Here is a 16,768-nt window from a genome sequence, read left to right as displayed (position 1 = left end):
GCCCGCGACGCCGCTCGCATCGCTCCCGGCAGCCGCTGCGTCGCCCGCGCCCGCCGGCCCCGCCCGCACCGCCGCCGAGTCGTTCACGGTGCCCGACGCCGCCACCACCGGCGAGGAGGGCATCACCCGGCCGCCCGTCACCCGCGTGCCGGCAGCTTCCTCGGCGGGCGACGAGCGCGAGCCCTGGGCTCCCGCGCGCTCGCCGATGAGCGAGGCCGACGCCTTCCCCGAGAACTCCGGACCTGTGTCGGCGATCTACGGCGCGCCCGACGCCGGCTCACCGCGTTCGGCGCGGTCATCGGTGTCGGCGTTCCACAGCAAGCCCGAGATCCCGGACGAGGAGGACATCCTCGAGCAGACGATCATCGCCCGCCGCAAGCGCACCGACTGGGCGCTCGTGCCGCCGACCGGCGAGCCCGTCGCGCTCTCGTCCGAGATCGTCATCCTGGGCCGCCGGCCCGCCGCCGATCCCGACCACCCGAACGCGCAGCTCGTCTCGATCCAGGACGGCACGGTGTCGAAGACGCACGCGCGCCTGCGGCTGCGCGACGACAAGTGGTACGTGACGGACCTCGACTCCACCAACGGGGTGCTGTTCGCCACCGTGATGGGCACCGAGGTCGAGGCCCCTCCGGGTGAGGAGGTCGAGGCCGGCGACCGGTTCCTGCTGGGCGACGCCGAGGTCCGGCTGCGCCGGAGCGACGGGTGATCGATCCCGACGACGAGCGCACCGCCTTCTCCCGACGCAGGACCGCGGCGCCCGCGCCCGACGACCACGACGCGTTCGACGAACGCACGCTGCCGTCGCGGCGCTCCTCGACCCAGATCGACGCCGTCGACGACACCGCGATCTCGGCGAGGTCGGCGGTCGACTCCGACTCCGACTCCGACTCCGACTCCGAGGTTCCCACGCAGGCTGCGACCGAGTCGGCGCCTGCCGGCCCCCGCCGGACCGCCCATCCACCGGCACCCGAGGCCGGCGGTCCCTCCACCGGCGCATGGCGCGCCGCTTCCCCGTCGCCTGTGGCCCCGGAGCCCGCCGGGCAGGCATCGGCGGTGCCCGGCCGGGTCGCGGCTCCGCCCGCATCGGCGGCGGACGCCTACCGCGCCCGTGCCGTGCCTCCCGTCACCGCGGTGCGTGCGGAGCCGGCACGCCGCACGCCGCAGGATCACGTCGACACGGCTGCCGCCGAGGCGACCCGCAGGCGTCGCCGACGCCGGCGGATGATCGCGGTCGTGGCCGCGGCATCCGTCCTCGTCATCGTCGTCGCGCTGGCGCTCGTCGTCCTCCTGACGAGCGGCTGACCCGGACGGCCGCAGGCGATCTCGACCGTGCTGCGGCGTGTCGTCGTCCGGTTGGGGCGGCAACGTGCTTGCGCGTTTGCCCGACCCCCGAAACCCACGTATCATGGATCGGGTGTGCGCTCACGCGCGCCGTCGACCGTGCCTCGGTGCGGGAACCGGTGCGAGCGCCGCATCTCAGGGAACGGCCTGCGAACAGGCCACCCCCACGGCATACCCACCAACGAAAGCGTGTCAGTCATTCTGGCGCGTCGGTGGGTCCGCGTGAGCCCGCAGCGTCACGAATCGCAAGATCCGGAGGCCGCGGGGGAGACCACGACGCTGTCACCGTGCAGCACAACAAGGAGAGAACGTGCCAACCATTCAGCAGTTGGTTCGCAAGGGTCGCTCGCCCAAGGTCTCGAAGACCAAGGCGCCGGCGCTCAAGGCGAACCCGCAGCAGGCGGGTGTCTGCACCCGTGTGTACACCACCACCCCGAAGAAGCCGAACTCGGCGATGCGCAAGGTCGCCCGTGTCAAGCTCCGCAACGGCACCGAGGTCACGGCGTACATCCCCGGCGAGGGCCACAACCTGCAGGAGCACTCGCTCGTGCTCGTCCGCGGCGGCCGTGTGAAGGACCTCCCCGGTGTCCGCTACAAGATCGTCCGGGGTGCGCTCGACACCCAGGCAGTCAAGAACCGTAAGCAGGCTCGCAGCCGCTACGGCGCGAAGAAGGGCTGAGAAAGATGCCTCGTAAGGGACCCGCCCCGAAGCGCCCCGTCGTCAACGACCCGGTCTACGGCGCTCCGATCGTCAGCCAGCTCGTCAACAAGATCCTCGTCGACGGCAAGAAGTCGCTCGCCGAGTCGATCGTGTACACCGCTCTCAAGGGTGTCGAGGCGAAGAACGGCCAGGACGCCGTCGCCACGCTCAAGAAGGCGCTCGACAACGTGCGCCCCACCCTCGAGGTCAAGAGCCGCCGCGTCGGTGGCTCGACCTACCAGGTGCCGGTCGAGGTCAAGCCTCACCGCGCCAACACGCTCGCCCTCCGCTGGCTCGTGAGCTACGCCAAGGGTCGTCGTGAGAAGACGATGACCGAGCGCCTCCAGAACGAGATCCTGGACGCCTCGAACGGCCTCGGTGCCGCGGTCAAGCGCCGCGAAGACACCCACAAGATGGCCGAGTCGAACCGCGCCTTCGCGCACTACCGCTGGTAAGCCGCTTCGACAGGCTCGGCGACCGGTTCGCCGGTCCCTGAGCCTGTCGAAGGGCCGCCCGCCCAGAACCACCTTCAACAGCTAAGGACACCCCGTGGCACAAGAAGTGCTCACCGACCTCAACAAGGTCCGCAACATCGGCATCATGGCGCACATCGATGCCGGCAAGACGACGACGACCGAGCGCATCCTGTTCTACACGGGCGTCAACCACAAGATCGGCGAGACGCACGACGGCGCTGCGACCACCGACTGGATGGAGCAGGAGCAGGAGCGCGGCATCACGATCACGTCGGCCGCCGTCACGTGCTTCTGGAACAAGAACCAGATCAACATCATCGACACGCCCGGCCACGTCGACTTCACGGTCGAGGTCGAGCGGTCCCTGCGCGTCCTCGATGGCGCGGTCGCCGTCTTCGACGGCAAGGAGGGCGTCGAGCCCCAGTCCGAGACCGTCTGGCGCCAGGCGGACAAGTACGACGTGCCCCGCATCTGCTTCGTCAACAAGATGGACAAGCTGGGCGCCGACTTCTACTTCACGGTCGACACCATCGTCAACCGCCTGAAGGCCAAGCCGCTCGTGCTCCAGCTGCCCATCGGCTCGGAGAGCGACTTCGTGGGTGTCATCGACCTCGTCGAGATGCGTGCACTGGTGTGGCCCGGCGACGCCAAGGGCGACGTGACCATGGGCGCCAAGTACGAGATCCAGGAGATCCCGGCCGACCTCGCCGACAAGGCCGCGGAGTACCGCGAGATCCTTCTCGAGACGGTCGCCGAGTCCGACGAGGAGCTTCTCGAGAAGCACTTCGGCGGCGAGGAGCTCACGGTCGCCGAGATCAAGGCCGCGATCCGCAAGCTCACCATCGCCTCGGAGCTCTACCCCGTGCTCTGCGGCTCGGCGTTCAAGAACCGCGGCGTGCAGCCGATGCTCGACGCCGTCGTGGACTACCTCCCGTCCCCCCTCGACGTCCCCGCCATCGAGGCGAAGGACCCGAAGGACGAAGAGGTCATCATCGAGCGTCACGCCGACCGCGACGAGCCGTTCGCGGCGCTCGCGTTCAAGATCGTCACGCACCCCTTCTTCGGTCGCCTCACCTACATCCGCGTCTACTCGGGTCACCTCGACTCGGGCGCCCAGGTCGTCAACGCGACCAAGGGCAAGAAGGAGCGCATCGGGAAGATCTTCCAGATGCACGCCAACAAGGAGATGCCGGTCGACTCGGTCACCGCCGGTCACATCTACGCGGTCATCGGCCTCAAGGACACCACCACCGGTGACACCCTGGCCGACAGCGCCAACCAGGTCGTCCTCGAGTCGATGACGTTCCCGGAGCCGGTCATCGAGGTCGCCATCGAGCCGAAGACCAAGGCCGACCAGGAGAAGCTGGGTCTCGCGATCCAGAAGCTCGCCGAGGAGGACCCGACGTTCCGCGTCGAGCAGAACGCCGAGACCGGCCAGACGGTCATCAAGGGCATGGGCGAGCTGCACCTCGACATCCTCGTGGACCGCATGAAGCGCGAGTTCAAGGTCGAGGCCAACGTCGGAAAGCCGCAGGTGGCGTACCGCGAGACGATCAAGAAGACCGTCGAGCGTCACGACTACACGCACAAGAAGCAGACCGGTGGTTCGGGTCAGTTCGCGAAGATCCAGTTCGCGCTCGAGCCCCTCGAGGTCACGGCCGACAAGACGTACGAGTTCGAGAACAAGGTCACCGGTGGCCGCATCCCGCGCGAGTACATCGAGCCGACCAACCAGGGCTTCCAGGACGCCATGAACGTCGGCGTGCTCGCCGGCTACCCCATGGTGGGCGTGAAGGCCATCCTCATGGACGGTGCGTCGCACGACGTCGACTCCTCCGAGATGGCGTTCAAGATCGCGGGTTCCATGGGCTTCAAGGAGGCCGTCCGCAAGGCGAACCCCGTCATCCTCGAGCCGCTCATGGCGGTCGAGGTGCGTACTCCCGAGGAGTACATGGGCGACGTCATCGGCGACCTGAACTCGCGTCGTGGCCAGATCCAGTCGATGGAGGACGCCCAGGGTGTCAAGGTCGTCCGCGCGCTGGTCCCGCTGTCCGAGATGTTCGGATACATCGGCGACCTGCGCTCGAAGACCTCGGGCCGCGCCGTGTACTCGATGGAGTTCGACAGCTACGCCGAGGTTCCTCGCAACGTGGCCGACGAGATCGTTCAGAAGGTCAAGGGCGAGTAACCCTTTTCCGTCGGGATGCCTCGGTGACGCGGCATCCCGACGGCACAACTTCACACAGAATCAACAGAACCGTCTCTACTAAGGTGGAGATATCCCCGTAGACGACCGGCGCACACCAGCGCCCGGAACCTCTACACGAACGTCCTGAGGAGGACCCAGTGGCTAAGGCCAAGTTCGAGCGCACCAAGCCGCACGTGAACATCGGAACGATCGGTCACGTCGACCACGGCAAGACCACGCTCACCGCCGCAATCTCGAAGGTGCTCGCCGACACGTACCCGTCGGCCACCAACGTGCAGCGCGACTTCGCGTCGATCGACTCGGCTCCCGAGGAGCGTCAGCGCGGTATCACGATCAACATCTCGCACGTCGAGTACGAGACCCCGAAGCGTCACTACGCTCACGTCGACGCCCCGGGTCACGCCGACTACATCAAGAACATGATCACCGGTGCCGCTCAGATGGACGGCGCGATCCTCGTGGTCGCCGCCACCGACGGCCCGATGGCTCAGACGCGTGAGCACGTGCTGCTCGCCAAGCAGGTCGGCGTGCCCTACCTGCTCGTCGCGCTGAACAAGTCGGACATGGTCGACGACGAGGAGATCCTGGAGCTCGTCGAGCTCGAGGTTCGCGAGCTCCTCTCGTCGCAGGACTTCGACGGTGACAACGCTCCGGTCGTCCGCGTCTCGGGCCTCAAGGCTCTCGAGGGCGACGCCGAGTGGACCGCGAAGATCCTCGAGCTCATGGAGGCGGTCGACGAGTCGATCCCCGACCCGGTGCGTGACAAGGACAAGCCGTTCCTCATGCCCATCGAGGACGTCTTCACCATCACCGGCCGTGGCACGGTCGTCACGGGCCGCGCCGAGCGTGGCACGCTGGCCATCAACTCCGAGGTCGAGATCGTGGGTCTGCGCCCGACGCAGAAGACGATCGTCACCGGTATCGAGATGTTCCACAAGCAGCTCGACGAGGCCTGGGCCGGCGAGAACTGTGGTCTGCTCCTTCGCGGCACCAAGCGTGACGACGTCGAGCGCGGCCAGGTCGTCGTGAAGCCCGGTTCGGTCACCCCGCACACCAACTTCGAGGGCACGGCGTACATCCTGTCCAAGGAGGAGGGCGGCCGTCACAACCCGTTCTTCACGAACTACCGTCCGCAGTTCTACTTCCGCACCACCGACGTCACCGGCGTCATCACGCTGCCCGAGGGCACCGAGATGGTCATGCCCGGCGACACCACCGACATGACGGTCGAGCTGATCCAGCCGATCGCCATGGAGGAGGGCCTCGGCTACGCCATCCGTGAGGGTGGCCGCACCGTCGGCGCCGGCACGGTCACGAAGATCCTCAAGTAAGGTTCTTCGGCGCAACTGCTGCGAGAAGCCCCCGGGAGTGATCCCGGGGGCTTCTCCGCGTCTGCGGGGCGTCCGAGATGCGCACGAGACCGACCGTGCGCAGGGGTTCCGCCGCAGCATCCGTCCCGACAGGATGGGTCTGGGCGCCTCGCCGGGGGTGCGCGAAGGAGTGAGCATGGGCGGTTTCGACGACCTCGTGAACCAGGGCAAGGGCCTGTACGAGCAGAACAAGGACAAGATCGGCGAGTTCCTCAAGTCCGAACAGGCCGAGGACATCAGCGACAAGGTGCTCGACGGTGCCTCAGGTCTCGCCAAGAAGGTCGTGCCGGAGGAGCACCACGACACGGTCGACGACGTCCGCGGGAACGTCGACGGAGCAGTCGGCAACCAGTAGCGGAATCATCGAGAAGCGGCCCGGGGAGACCCGGGCCGCTTCGTGTCTCCTGAGGTGATCGGTGATCGGCGCGTGAACATTGAGACTTGACGTCCCGCCCGAAGCGCCGATAGCTTGACCGTGGGCTACGTGCGTCCGGTGCGACTGGGGAGTTAACACCGGATGGGAACGCACACTTGGGGAGTCCGACCGGGAAATTCGGGGTCCCCTTGAGCTGACATCAGCGAGAAGGGGAAACCTTGATGTCTGGGCACTGGGGAATTGACGGTTCGGCACGCTCGGGAGTGCGGCGGAGGCTGCGGGAGGCGCGTGAGCGCGACCGCAAGCTGACGATGCGGCACCGGTGGTACGCCGGCGGCATCGCGACACTGCTGTCGGGCGCGCTGATCTTCACGGGGGTCACTCCGGCGATCGCGGAGGTCGTTCCGACGCCCTCGCCGTCGACCGAGGCGACGACTCCTCCGGAGGAATCGACTCCTCCTGCCGAGGAGACGCCGGCTGAGCCGGCACCGTCCGACCCGGCGCCCGCCCCGGCCGAACCCGCGCCCGCTCCGGCCGAACCTGCGCCCGCGGAGCCTGCTCCGGCGCCGTCGGAGGAGGCGACCGAGCCGCCGGCGGATGAGACGCAGAGCGACGAGTCGAAGACCGACCAGTCGCAGTCGCGCGTGGCGCCGTCGACCGAGGACGCCGGCGTCGGCGTTCTCTCGGTGCCTGAGCCGGGTGCCGGCCAGGCCGTGATCACGGTGAAGGTCGGATCCGACCGCACCGGGATCACCGGCGTGACGAACCTCATGGGTGTCGTGCTGCTGCTCAACACGGGGGTGAACTCGCCGAGCGGGACCCGTCCCGACGGCGTCGCCGGCACGGCTGACGGATGGGCCAAGTGCACCTCCGACGCCGACGGCGACTGTTCGTTCGTCGTGCCCAACACGGGCAACAACGGCGCGAACCGCGACGCCCGCTACTGGGTCGTCCAGTCGAGCGTCCCGTCCGGCTACTACATGAACCCCGTGCTTCGCGTCGGCGGGGCGAGTGGCGCCGGTTCGCAGTTGACCTACCAGTTCCGCACCGGCTCGCTGCTGCGCGCGGGCAACACCTACTCGTCGCAGAACGCGAACGACTTCATGCTGGCTTCCGGCGACGCGGACAACGCATCGGGCGGCATCTGGCAGCAGTCGCGCAACAACCCCACGCTCGCCCCGGCGTGTGGTCTGGACGTCGCGCTGATCCTCGACATCTCGGGCTCGGTCGGCGACGCGCTCCCGAACCTCAAGCAGGCTGCCAACACCTTCGTCGACGCGCTGCAGGGAACGCCCTCGCGCATGTCACTGTTCTCGTTCTCATGGCAGACGCCGGGCGCCGGCGCGTCGCAGAACTACCCCGACCTCGTGTCGGTCTCGACCGCCGGCCAGGGGACGACCTTCAAGAACCGGTACTCGGGCTGGACGTCGTCCGGCGGCACCAACTGGGACCGCGGTCTCGGCATCGCGGCCTCGTCGAACACCGGCGCGAACAAGTTCGATGTCGCGGTGATCATCACCGACGGCAACCCGACCACCTACAACCAGCCCTACCAGGGCAGCGGCAGCGACAACCGTTTCCGTGAGACGGAGAACGGCGTCTTCTCTGCCAACGCGCTCAAGGCCGCAGGCACCCGCGTCCTTGCGTTCGGCGTCGGCGCCGGTGCGACGGGCGCGAACAACGCGCTGAACATCCGCGCCATCTCCGGCCCGACCGCGTACACCGGCAGCAACGGCGCCGTCGCGGACTACTACCAGACGGCCGATTACAGCGCCGTCGGCGCGGCGCTGCGCAACCTCGCGCTCGGCAACTGCCAGGGCAACCTCACGGTCACCAAGCAGATCGTTCCGAACACCGCTCCGGCGGGCTCGATCGCGGGCGCCACTCCCGCGGGCGCCGGCTGGCAGTTCGCCGGTGTCTCGAACACCGCGGGTGTGACCACGCCCACGGCGAACCGCACCACAACCGCCGACGGCACCGGCACCGTGACCTACCCGCTGAACTTCGGGGGTGGCATCAACTCGGGCAACGTCACGGTGACGGAGACACAGCAGCAGGGCTTCACTCTCACGCAGGTGAACTCGAAGAACGCCGTCTGCACGAACCTCAACACGGGTGCAGGCGTCACTGTCACGAACCAGGGACCGCTGGGCTTCTCCGTCGACGTGCCGAACACGCAGGCTGTCAACTGCATCGTCTACAACCGGGCGCCGAGTCCGGAGGTCGACGTCACGGTCACCAAGAAGTGGGTCGTCAACGGCACCGCTTACGCCAACGGCGCGCAGCCGGGCGGACTCACCTCGCAGTTGAGCCTCACCGGACCTGGGGCCGCAGGCGCCACCCCCCAGGGGTGGGGGGTCACCCGCGGAGGCTATACGCAGGGCGACTCGACGACCCTCACCGAGACGGTCGGGCTGATCGATCCGCAGCTGTGCACCAATGACGCCCGCGTGACCGAGGTCAACGGCGCGTCGATGAACACCGCGTTGGGCTCGGGCTATCAGGTCGCGCTGAGCCAGGAGCACAACACCGCGACGATCACCAACAACGTGACCTGCCGCAGCACGCTGACCCTCGTCAAGCAGGTGCAGGGCGGCAACGCTCAGGCGTCGTCGTGGACCCTCAACGCGCAGAGCACCGACGTTCCCGCGCCGATCGCCTTCGCGCCCGGCACCACCGGCGTCAAGCACGACGTCACGCCGGACGCCCGCTACCAGCTGTTCGAGACGAACGGCAGCCCGCTGTACGCGCAGACCGACAACCGCACGAACCTGCAGTCGAACCCGCTCTCGAGCGGTTCGGCCACCTGTATCCAGGTCGACGGCAACGGCAACCCGGTGCAGGGAAGCGGCTACTCGGACGGCATCAACGGCGGTGTCAACGTGCCGCTCGGCTACAACGTGCGATGCACGCTGGTGAACCAGACCGCTTCGCTGACGCTGCTCAAGCACGTCGTCAACGACAACGGCGGCTCGGCGGAGGCCGACGACTGGAAGCTGACCGGAACGCCGGCGATCCTCGCCGGGCTGTCAGCGACCACGGTGGACGGTTCTGAGACGCCGGTCGCCGAAAGCACCTTCCAGGTTCGCCCGCGTCACACCTACACGCTGACCGAGTCGAGCGTGGCGGGTTACCAGTTCCAGAAGCTGCAGCAGCTGGTGAACGGGTCGTGGGTCGATGTCGTGGCCAGCGCCGACCCGAACGGGTACCCGCGCCAGAACGGCCAGGGCAACTGGATGGTCCAGGTCGCCGGCCTCGACACGCCGGTGTACCGCTTCGTCAACGACGACGTGGCGCCGAAGCTGACCCTCGTCAAGGAGGTCGTCAACAACAACGGCGGCACCGCGGCCAACACCGCATGGACACTCGAGGCGAACACCCCCGGTGGTCCGAGCCTCAGCGGCGTGACGGGCACTCCGGCGGTCTCGAACCAGAACGTCAAGGCCGGCGTCGTCTACACGCTCTCGGAGTCGGTGATCGCCGGCTACGACTGGACGACGCTCTCCTGCACGGGCTACGCGAACACCACCAAGGACAGCCCGACGCTGACCCTCAAGCCGGGCGACAACGTCACGTGTACCTTCACCAACGACGACAAGCCGGGCAAGCTCACGCTCGTCAAGGTCGTCGATGACAGCAACGGCGGCTCCGCGGTCCCGAGCGACTGGAACCAGAAGCTCACGGCCAAGCGCGGCCAGGACGCGACCCTGACGTTCAACCACAACGAGACGAAGGATGTCCCGGCGGGCGTCTACACGCTCAACGAGATCAACCAGATCACCGGCTACGAGTGGACGAACCTCGTCTGCTCGACCGGCGGCACCTCGCTGCAGGACAAGACGGTGACGGTCGCCAACGGCGCGAACGTGACCTGTACCTTCACCAACCGCGCGATCAAGCCGACGCTGAACCTCGTCAAGATCGTCGACAACAAGAACGGCGCCGGCTCTGCCACGCCCGACCAGTGGACGCTCACGGCGGCCGCCCAGGGGCAGACGTCGGTGACGGGGCAGGGAACGGCATCCGGAGCGGTCATGCCCGGAGCGGAATATACCCTCTCCGAGAGCCAGAACGTCTCCGGCTACACCGCCGGCGACTGGAGCTGCTACATCACGGGCAGCGACCCGCGGGTGGCGTTCCCGGTCGACGACGACGTCGTGGTTCCGGTGGTCGGCAAGAACGTGACGTGTGAGATCACGAACACCGCGATCCCGGCCGAAGGCGGCATCGTCAAGAAGGTGCGCGCCGGCTCGCCGCAGCAGATCGCTGCCGGCCCAGACGCGGGCAAGTGGCAGATCGTGTACGACATCACGGTGACCAACCAGTCGCGCACGTCGACGCTCTTCTATTCGCTCACCGACGCGCTGCAGCTCGGCGCCGGCATCACGGCCTCGGCCGCGAGCTGGACCGGTCCGAACGGCACGAGCGGTGCCTTCACTCTGCCGGCCGGCACCGCGACGCTGGCGCCCAGCGGGTCGCTCGCACCGCAGACGAACGTGAACCAGCCGCTGGCGACCCACGTCTACACGGTGACGGTGATCGCCGATGTCGCGCCGAGCGCGGCAGGCGCGACCTCCTCGGTCTGCACTTCGACCGAGCCGAAGCGCGCGTTCCTCAACACCGCGACGCTGACGGTCGACGGCAAGCCGACGACGGTGCAGGACTGCGCCCAGCCGGTGTTCCCGACGATCGTCAAGGTGGGGACGAACCCCGCATCGCAGAACCCGGATGCCTCGTGGAACATCCAGTACACGGTCACGGTCGGCAACCCCAGCGCCACCACGGCGCTGCAGGCCACGCTGAGCGACGCGTTCCCCGCGGCTCCGGCCGGCTGGACGCTCGACCCGAACAGCTGGACGGTCACCGCGGTCGGCAGTGCGCCGGCTCCCGCGGCATCGCCCTACGCACCCGGATCGGCGACGATCTGGACGGGCACGCTGCCCGCGAACACGAGCTACGCGTACACCGTGACGGGCAAGCTCGTGCCCTCGACGTCGGCGACCTCGATCGGCGACTGCGCGGCTGAAGCGGGCCTCAAGAACAAGGCGACCGTCACCTCAGGCCAGGTGGTGAAGGATGCCACGGGCTGTGTGTCGATCGTGCTCCCGCCGGTGACGGTCGTGAAGTCGAACGCAGGCGTCGTGACGCAGATCTCGCTCACCCAGTGGGAGATCCTGTACGACGTCACCGTGCAGAACTCGAGCCAGACGACGGCGACGGTCTACACCCTGACCGACACCCCGCAGCCGGGCGCGGGCTGGACTGCCGACCCCTCCAGCGGATGGGTTCCGACGGCTGACCAGCCGCCCGTGCCGGCACCGAACACGCCGATCGCGGCAGGCGCATCGCACACGTTCAAGTACCGCATGGTCGTGAACCGCGACGCGGAGGTGCAGAACCCTTCGCTGACCTGTGACCTCACAAACGGTGGCGGCTTCTTCAACCGGGCGTCGGTGACGTTCCCGGGTGGAACGGCGACCGACACCGGCTGCGCGACTCCGGGAACCCCGACTGTCGTGAAGACCGGCAAGCCGGCGACCGCGAACGAGGACGGCACCTGGACGATTTCGTACGAGGTCGCGGTGTCGAACGCCAGCGGGAAGACGCTGTACTACTCGCTGACCGACACGCCGCCGGCCGCGCCGGCGGGCACCGCGCTCTCGAACTGGAAGGTGACGGGGCCGAACGCCTCGGCCGCATGGCCGACTCCTAACGTCATCGCGGCGCAGTCGATCGCGAATGGTGCGACGCACACGTTCACGATCACGGCGACGGTCACCATCACGGGAACGCTCAGCCCGGTGGCGAATGCCTGCGGTGAGGGCACCGCGACAGGTGTCGCGATCGTCAACACGGCGACGGTGACCAACGGCGTCAGCACCACGAACGACGACGGCTGCGCCTCGGTCAACCCGCGGCCTGTCCAGATCGAGAAGTCGGACGGCGTCGTCTCGCAGGGTGTCGACGGCGTCTGGACGATCGAGTACGAGGTGACGGTGTCGAACCCGAACCCCCTCCCAAGCGTCTACACGCTGACCGACGCGCCGCAGTTCGACGCAACGAGCTTCGAGATCCTCACGCAGGGCTGGGAAGGCTCGCCGGACACCACCGACGTGCCGATCGCAGCGAATGCGACGGGAGCGGACGCCCACGTGTACACCTACGTGGTCACGGCCAAGTCGAAGATCGATCCGGTTCCGCCCTCGGGCCTGCGCTGCACCGAGAACGGCGGTGGCTTCTTCAACGTGGCGACCGTCACGTTCCCGGGAGGCAGCGACAGTGACAGCGGTTGCGCGATCCCGGCGAAGCCGACGGTGCAGAAGACCGCGCTCGAGTCGGTCCAGAACACCGAGACCGGTAAGTGGACGCTCAGCTACGAGGTGTCGGTGACCAACGGCACCGGTGTCGACCTCTGGTACTCGATCACCGACACTCCTGACGTCCTGCCTGCGGGCGTGAGCGGCGGAGAGTGGGCGGCGACCGGGCCGGTGGCCACCGGCGGCGGTTCGGGAACGCTGAACCCGGCGTGGGATGGCGACGGAGTCGTGCAGTTCGCGACGGGACTGATCCCGACCGGTGCCACGCACACCTACACGGTGTCGCGCACGGTATCGGTCGCGGCATCCGTCGAAGACTCCGCCCTCGACTGCGAGAACGAAGGCGGCGGCATCTGGAACTCGTCGACCGTGACCAACGGCGTCGGCGGGAACACCAGTGAGGACTGCGCCCAGATCGACCGTCCGACGGTCGACATCGCCAAGACGGTGACCGGCACGAAGCAGCTCGAGGACGGGACGTGGGAGATCACGTACGACGTCGTCGTCACGAACTCCTCGACCACGCTGGCGGCCGTGTACAGCCTCGACGACACCCTCGAGTTCGGTGGCGACATCGAGATCGTGGATGCATCGTGGACCGGTCCTACCGGACTCGGCGACTTCGCGGGGCCGGCCTGGAGCGCCACCCTTGCGACCGACCAGGCGCTTGCGCCGAAGGTCGACGCGGCCGGTGTCGACACCTACACGGTGACGGCGCACGCGAACATCGACGCGGAAGCGTGGGACGGCGACACCCTCGTCTGCAAGGACGACGAGGGCCCGTCGGCCGGCGGCTTCCTCAATGTGGCGACCGTCACGGTGAACGGCGAGGCGATCCCCGCCGACGACTGCTCCGAGCCTAAGCTGCCCACGTTCCAGAAGATCGGGGTCTCGGCCGCACAGGACGAGGACGACGCCTCGAGGTGGCTTGTGACATACGAACTCCGGGTCACCGGCAGCGGTTATGACACGTTCTACTCGCTGTCCGACACGCCGGCGTTCGCTCCGGGGATCGACGTGATCTCGGGTGTGGCGCAGCGGACCGACACCGACCCGGTGGGTACTCCCATCCCGGTGACGGCCGGCACGGACTTCGTGACCGACGAGCCGCTCGGCGCGACGGACGAGCCCCACGTGTACACGATCGCGTGGCTCGTCGACATCTCCGACACGTTCGACCCCGATCTCGCAGCCTGCCAGGGCGAGGGCACCGGATTCTTCAACACCGCGGTGCTGTCGATCGGTGAGATCGAGATCCCCGGGGAGGACTGCATCCCGGTGGAGGAGCGCGTCTACCCGGTGCCGACGAAGACCGTGACGTCAACGACCCAGGACCCCGAGACGGGTGACTGGACCATCGTCTACGAGATCGACGTCACGCTGGCCGGTGAAGGTCCGCAGAATCCGAAGGGCTTGTCGGCCGAGTACGACCTCACCGACACCCTCGACTTCGGCGGCGACATCAACATCGGCAGCGCCGAGTGGGAGTTCGACGGCACGTCGCACGACTTCGCGGGACCCGATTCGACCGAGACGCTCGCGAACGACCGGACGATCGACGCGGGTGAGACCCACACCTACACGGTGACGGTCGTGGCCTCGGTGACAAAGGAGGCGATCGACGGTCGCACCACCGACTGCATCAGCGGGGAGGGCCCGGAGGCCGGCGGCTTCCTCAACACCGCGCTGCTGACGTCGGGTGGCTCCGAGACGCCGGTGGACGCCTGCTCCGAGCCGGTCTTCCCGACGATCGAGAAGCACGGCGGCCAGACGACCGACAACGGTGACGGGACGTGGGACATCGAGTACATCGTCACGGTGAGCTACCCGGTGTCCGACTCCGACCCGCTGCCCGAATCGGTGGCCTATGACCTGACTGACGCCCCGGCGCTGCCGGCGGGTGTCGAGCTCGACGGTGACTGGCACGCCGAGGCGTGGACCGACGTCACCCCCGACCCGACCAACCCGACGTGGAACGGCTCAGGCACGTGGACGGTCGTCGACGACGGCGAGCTCACTCCCGAGAACAAGGTGCACACTTACCGGGTGTTCGCGACGGTCGAGGTCGCGGAGCCGCCGGCGGGCGCGCCGCAGGCGTGCCGCGACACCGAGTCCAGCGGCATCCTGATCCCGAACGTCGGTACGGTCACGTCGGGCGAGTACGTCAAGTCCGACGACGGCTGCCAGGTCGTGCACTACGACGACGTCAAGATCGAGAAGACCGCCTCGAACCTGCCCGAGGAGGGCAGCGTCGAGCCGGGTGACATCTTCACCTACGAGCTCACGGTGACGAACCTGGGCACGCGAGTCGCGAAGAACGTCGTCGTGACGGACCCGATCCCGGATCGTCTCGAGGTGACCGGAATCGAGCTGCCTGCGGGCTGGGTCAACGACAACTCGCCCAGCCTGGTCGATGAGAACGGTGAGCTCAGTGTGAGCACTCCGACTCTCGCGGTCGGCGCATCGGCGACGATCAAGGTGAACGTCACGTTCACCGAGGTCGAGTCCGATGTGATCGACGTCGGCACCGGCGAGCCGCCGGCAACGCCGGCGGCGATCGAGGAGTTCGTCAACACGGCGTGTGTCGAGGCCGACATCGACGCTGTCGAGTCGAACAACTGCGACACGAACGAGATCCCGGTCCGCGACATCTCCGTGATCGTCTATACCAAGTGCGTGGGCGACGCCCCGTTCCTCGGGTGGTCGGTCTCGAAGTCGCAGACGCTGCTCGCCGAACCGATCGACTTCTTCTGGGAGCCGGTCAACCCCGACGTCAAGCCGACCACGACGCCTGCGAACGTCACTCTCTCCCAGCCGGGCGGGACCCTGACGTGGGCTGACGAGATCTCGTGGCCCGGTGCGGCATTCACGCCGTCCGGCATCTCGATCGACTACCCCGGATGGCGCGCCATCGAGGTGACCGACATCGTGCCGGGCTCGAACCCCACGCAGTACTACCTGCCGGGAACGAGCAACGTCATGACGCCGGCGCAGCAGGCCGAGTTCATCTTCAACGGCCTGATCCTCGACCCGAGCGAGCTCGACTTCGCCTGGCGCGGCAACACCGAGGTCACGCTCTCGGTCAACCCGAGCGAGACGTTCTCGGCCGCGTACCCGCCGGCGACGCCCGAGTGCTTCGTGGCACGCCACACCGAGGTGCAGATCGAGAAGACGGCGAGCGTCGAGAAGACCGAGCCGGGCAAGTCGTTCAGCTACACGCTCGACGTGGCGAACGTGAGTGACGACGCCGCCGCCGAGGGTGTGGTCGTGACCGACCAGATCCCGGCCGACATCAAGATCACCGAGGTGAACTGGACCGGCAAGGGTGACGCGAACACGTTCCCGAACTGGCAGTCCTGCGAGGTGACGGGTCAGAGCGGCTCCGGCTACGGGGGCACCCTCACGTGCGTGCTGTTCGGACCCCTGCAGCCGATCAACTCCGACAACGGCGGTACATCGGTCGCTCCGCGGATCACGCTCTCGGCGACGGTGAACCCGGCGTCGAAGGCGAACACGATCAACAACATCGCGGTGGTGGAGTACCACACGTTCGGCGACCCGGACGACCCGGGCCGCGACTCGGACGACGCCACCGTGCTGCTGTCGTCGCTGCCGGCGACGGGTGGGAGCCCGATGCTGCCGATGATCCTGCTCGGCCTGGTCGTGATGCTCACGGGCGCTGCCGTGGTCGCGGTCTCGCGCCGCCGTCGCGGAGAGGCCAAGCCGACACTGTGATCCCTGGAGAGGACGGGGAACCCCCAAGGGCCCGTCCTCTCCAGCCGCCCGGCGGCCTTTTTCAGTGCGTTACTTGACGCGCACGGATGCCGGGCATACCTTTGCCAGCGGGAACACGTTTCGGCTCGTGTTTGGGGAGATAGCCGAACCTCGGGGATTTGGGATCCCTGGGTTCTGGGGTTCATCAACTCGCAGCGAGTCGTGACGTGCTGGGAGGGGCCTCTACTGGGGCACCCTGTGT

Annotated in this window: 8 protein-coding genes; all 8 read left to right on the top strand. The window is 67.8% G+C overall.

The window, feature by feature from the left end; all coding sequences use genetic code 11:
• Nucleotides 1-709: FHA domain-containing protein (locus tag AC3A46_RS10700; protein WP_487665157.1), on the top strand; the 709-nt coding region annotated here is incomplete at its 5' end.
• Nucleotides 706-1,305, top strand: coding sequence for a hypothetical protein (locus AC3A46_RS10695; RefSeq protein WP_487665156.1), 600 nt, complete (start codon nt 706-708; stop codon nt 1,303-1,305). The genes AC3A46_RS10700 and AC3A46_RS10695, both read left to right, overlap by 4 nt.
• 349 nt (nt 1,306-1,654) lie before the next feature.
• Nucleotides 1,655-2,023, top strand: coding sequence for a 30S ribosomal protein S12 (gene rpsL / locus AC3A46_RS10690; protein WP_018171438.1), 369 nt, complete (start codon nt 1,655-1,657; stop codon nt 2,021-2,023).
• A 5-nt stretch (nt 2,024-2,028) separates the two neighbouring features.
• Nucleotides 2,029-2,499, top strand: a complete 471-nt coding sequence (gene rpsG, locus AC3A46_RS10685) for a 30S ribosomal protein S7 (RefSeq protein ID WP_056117669.1) — start codon at nt 2,029-2,031, stop codon at nt 2,497-2,499.
• A gap of 94 nt (nt 2,500-2,593) precedes the next feature.
• Nucleotides 2,594-4,708, top strand: a complete 2,115-nt coding sequence (gene fusA, locus AC3A46_RS10680; protein WP_045301474.1) for an elongation factor G — start codon at nt 2,594-2,596, stop codon at nt 4,706-4,708.
• Nucleotides 4,709-4,866: 158 nt separating this feature from the next.
• A complete protein-coding gene (tuf, locus tag AC3A46_RS10675; protein ID WP_056371402.1) occupies nt 4,867-6,060 on the top strand; it encodes an elongation factor Tu in 1,194 nt (397 codons plus the stop codon).
• A 175-nt stretch (nt 6,061-6,235) separates the two neighbouring features.
• On the top strand, nt 6,236-6,454 hold the full coding sequence (locus AC3A46_RS10670; protein WP_056371400.1) for an Rv0909 family putative TA system antitoxin: 219 nt from the start codon (nt 6,236-6,238) through the stop codon (nt 6,452-6,454).
• A gap of 242 nt (nt 6,455-6,696) precedes the next feature.
• Entirely contained in the window at nt 6,697-16,527 is a 9,831-nt protein-coding gene (locus AC3A46_RS10665; protein ID WP_487665155.1) for a VWA domain-containing protein, read from the top strand.
• The last annotated feature ends 241 nt before the right edge of the window (nt 16,528-16,768 follow it).

Source organism: Microbacterium sp. Soil_C_42, assembly GCF_057656735.1.
This window is presented reverse-complemented; position numbering and strand designations above follow the sequence as displayed.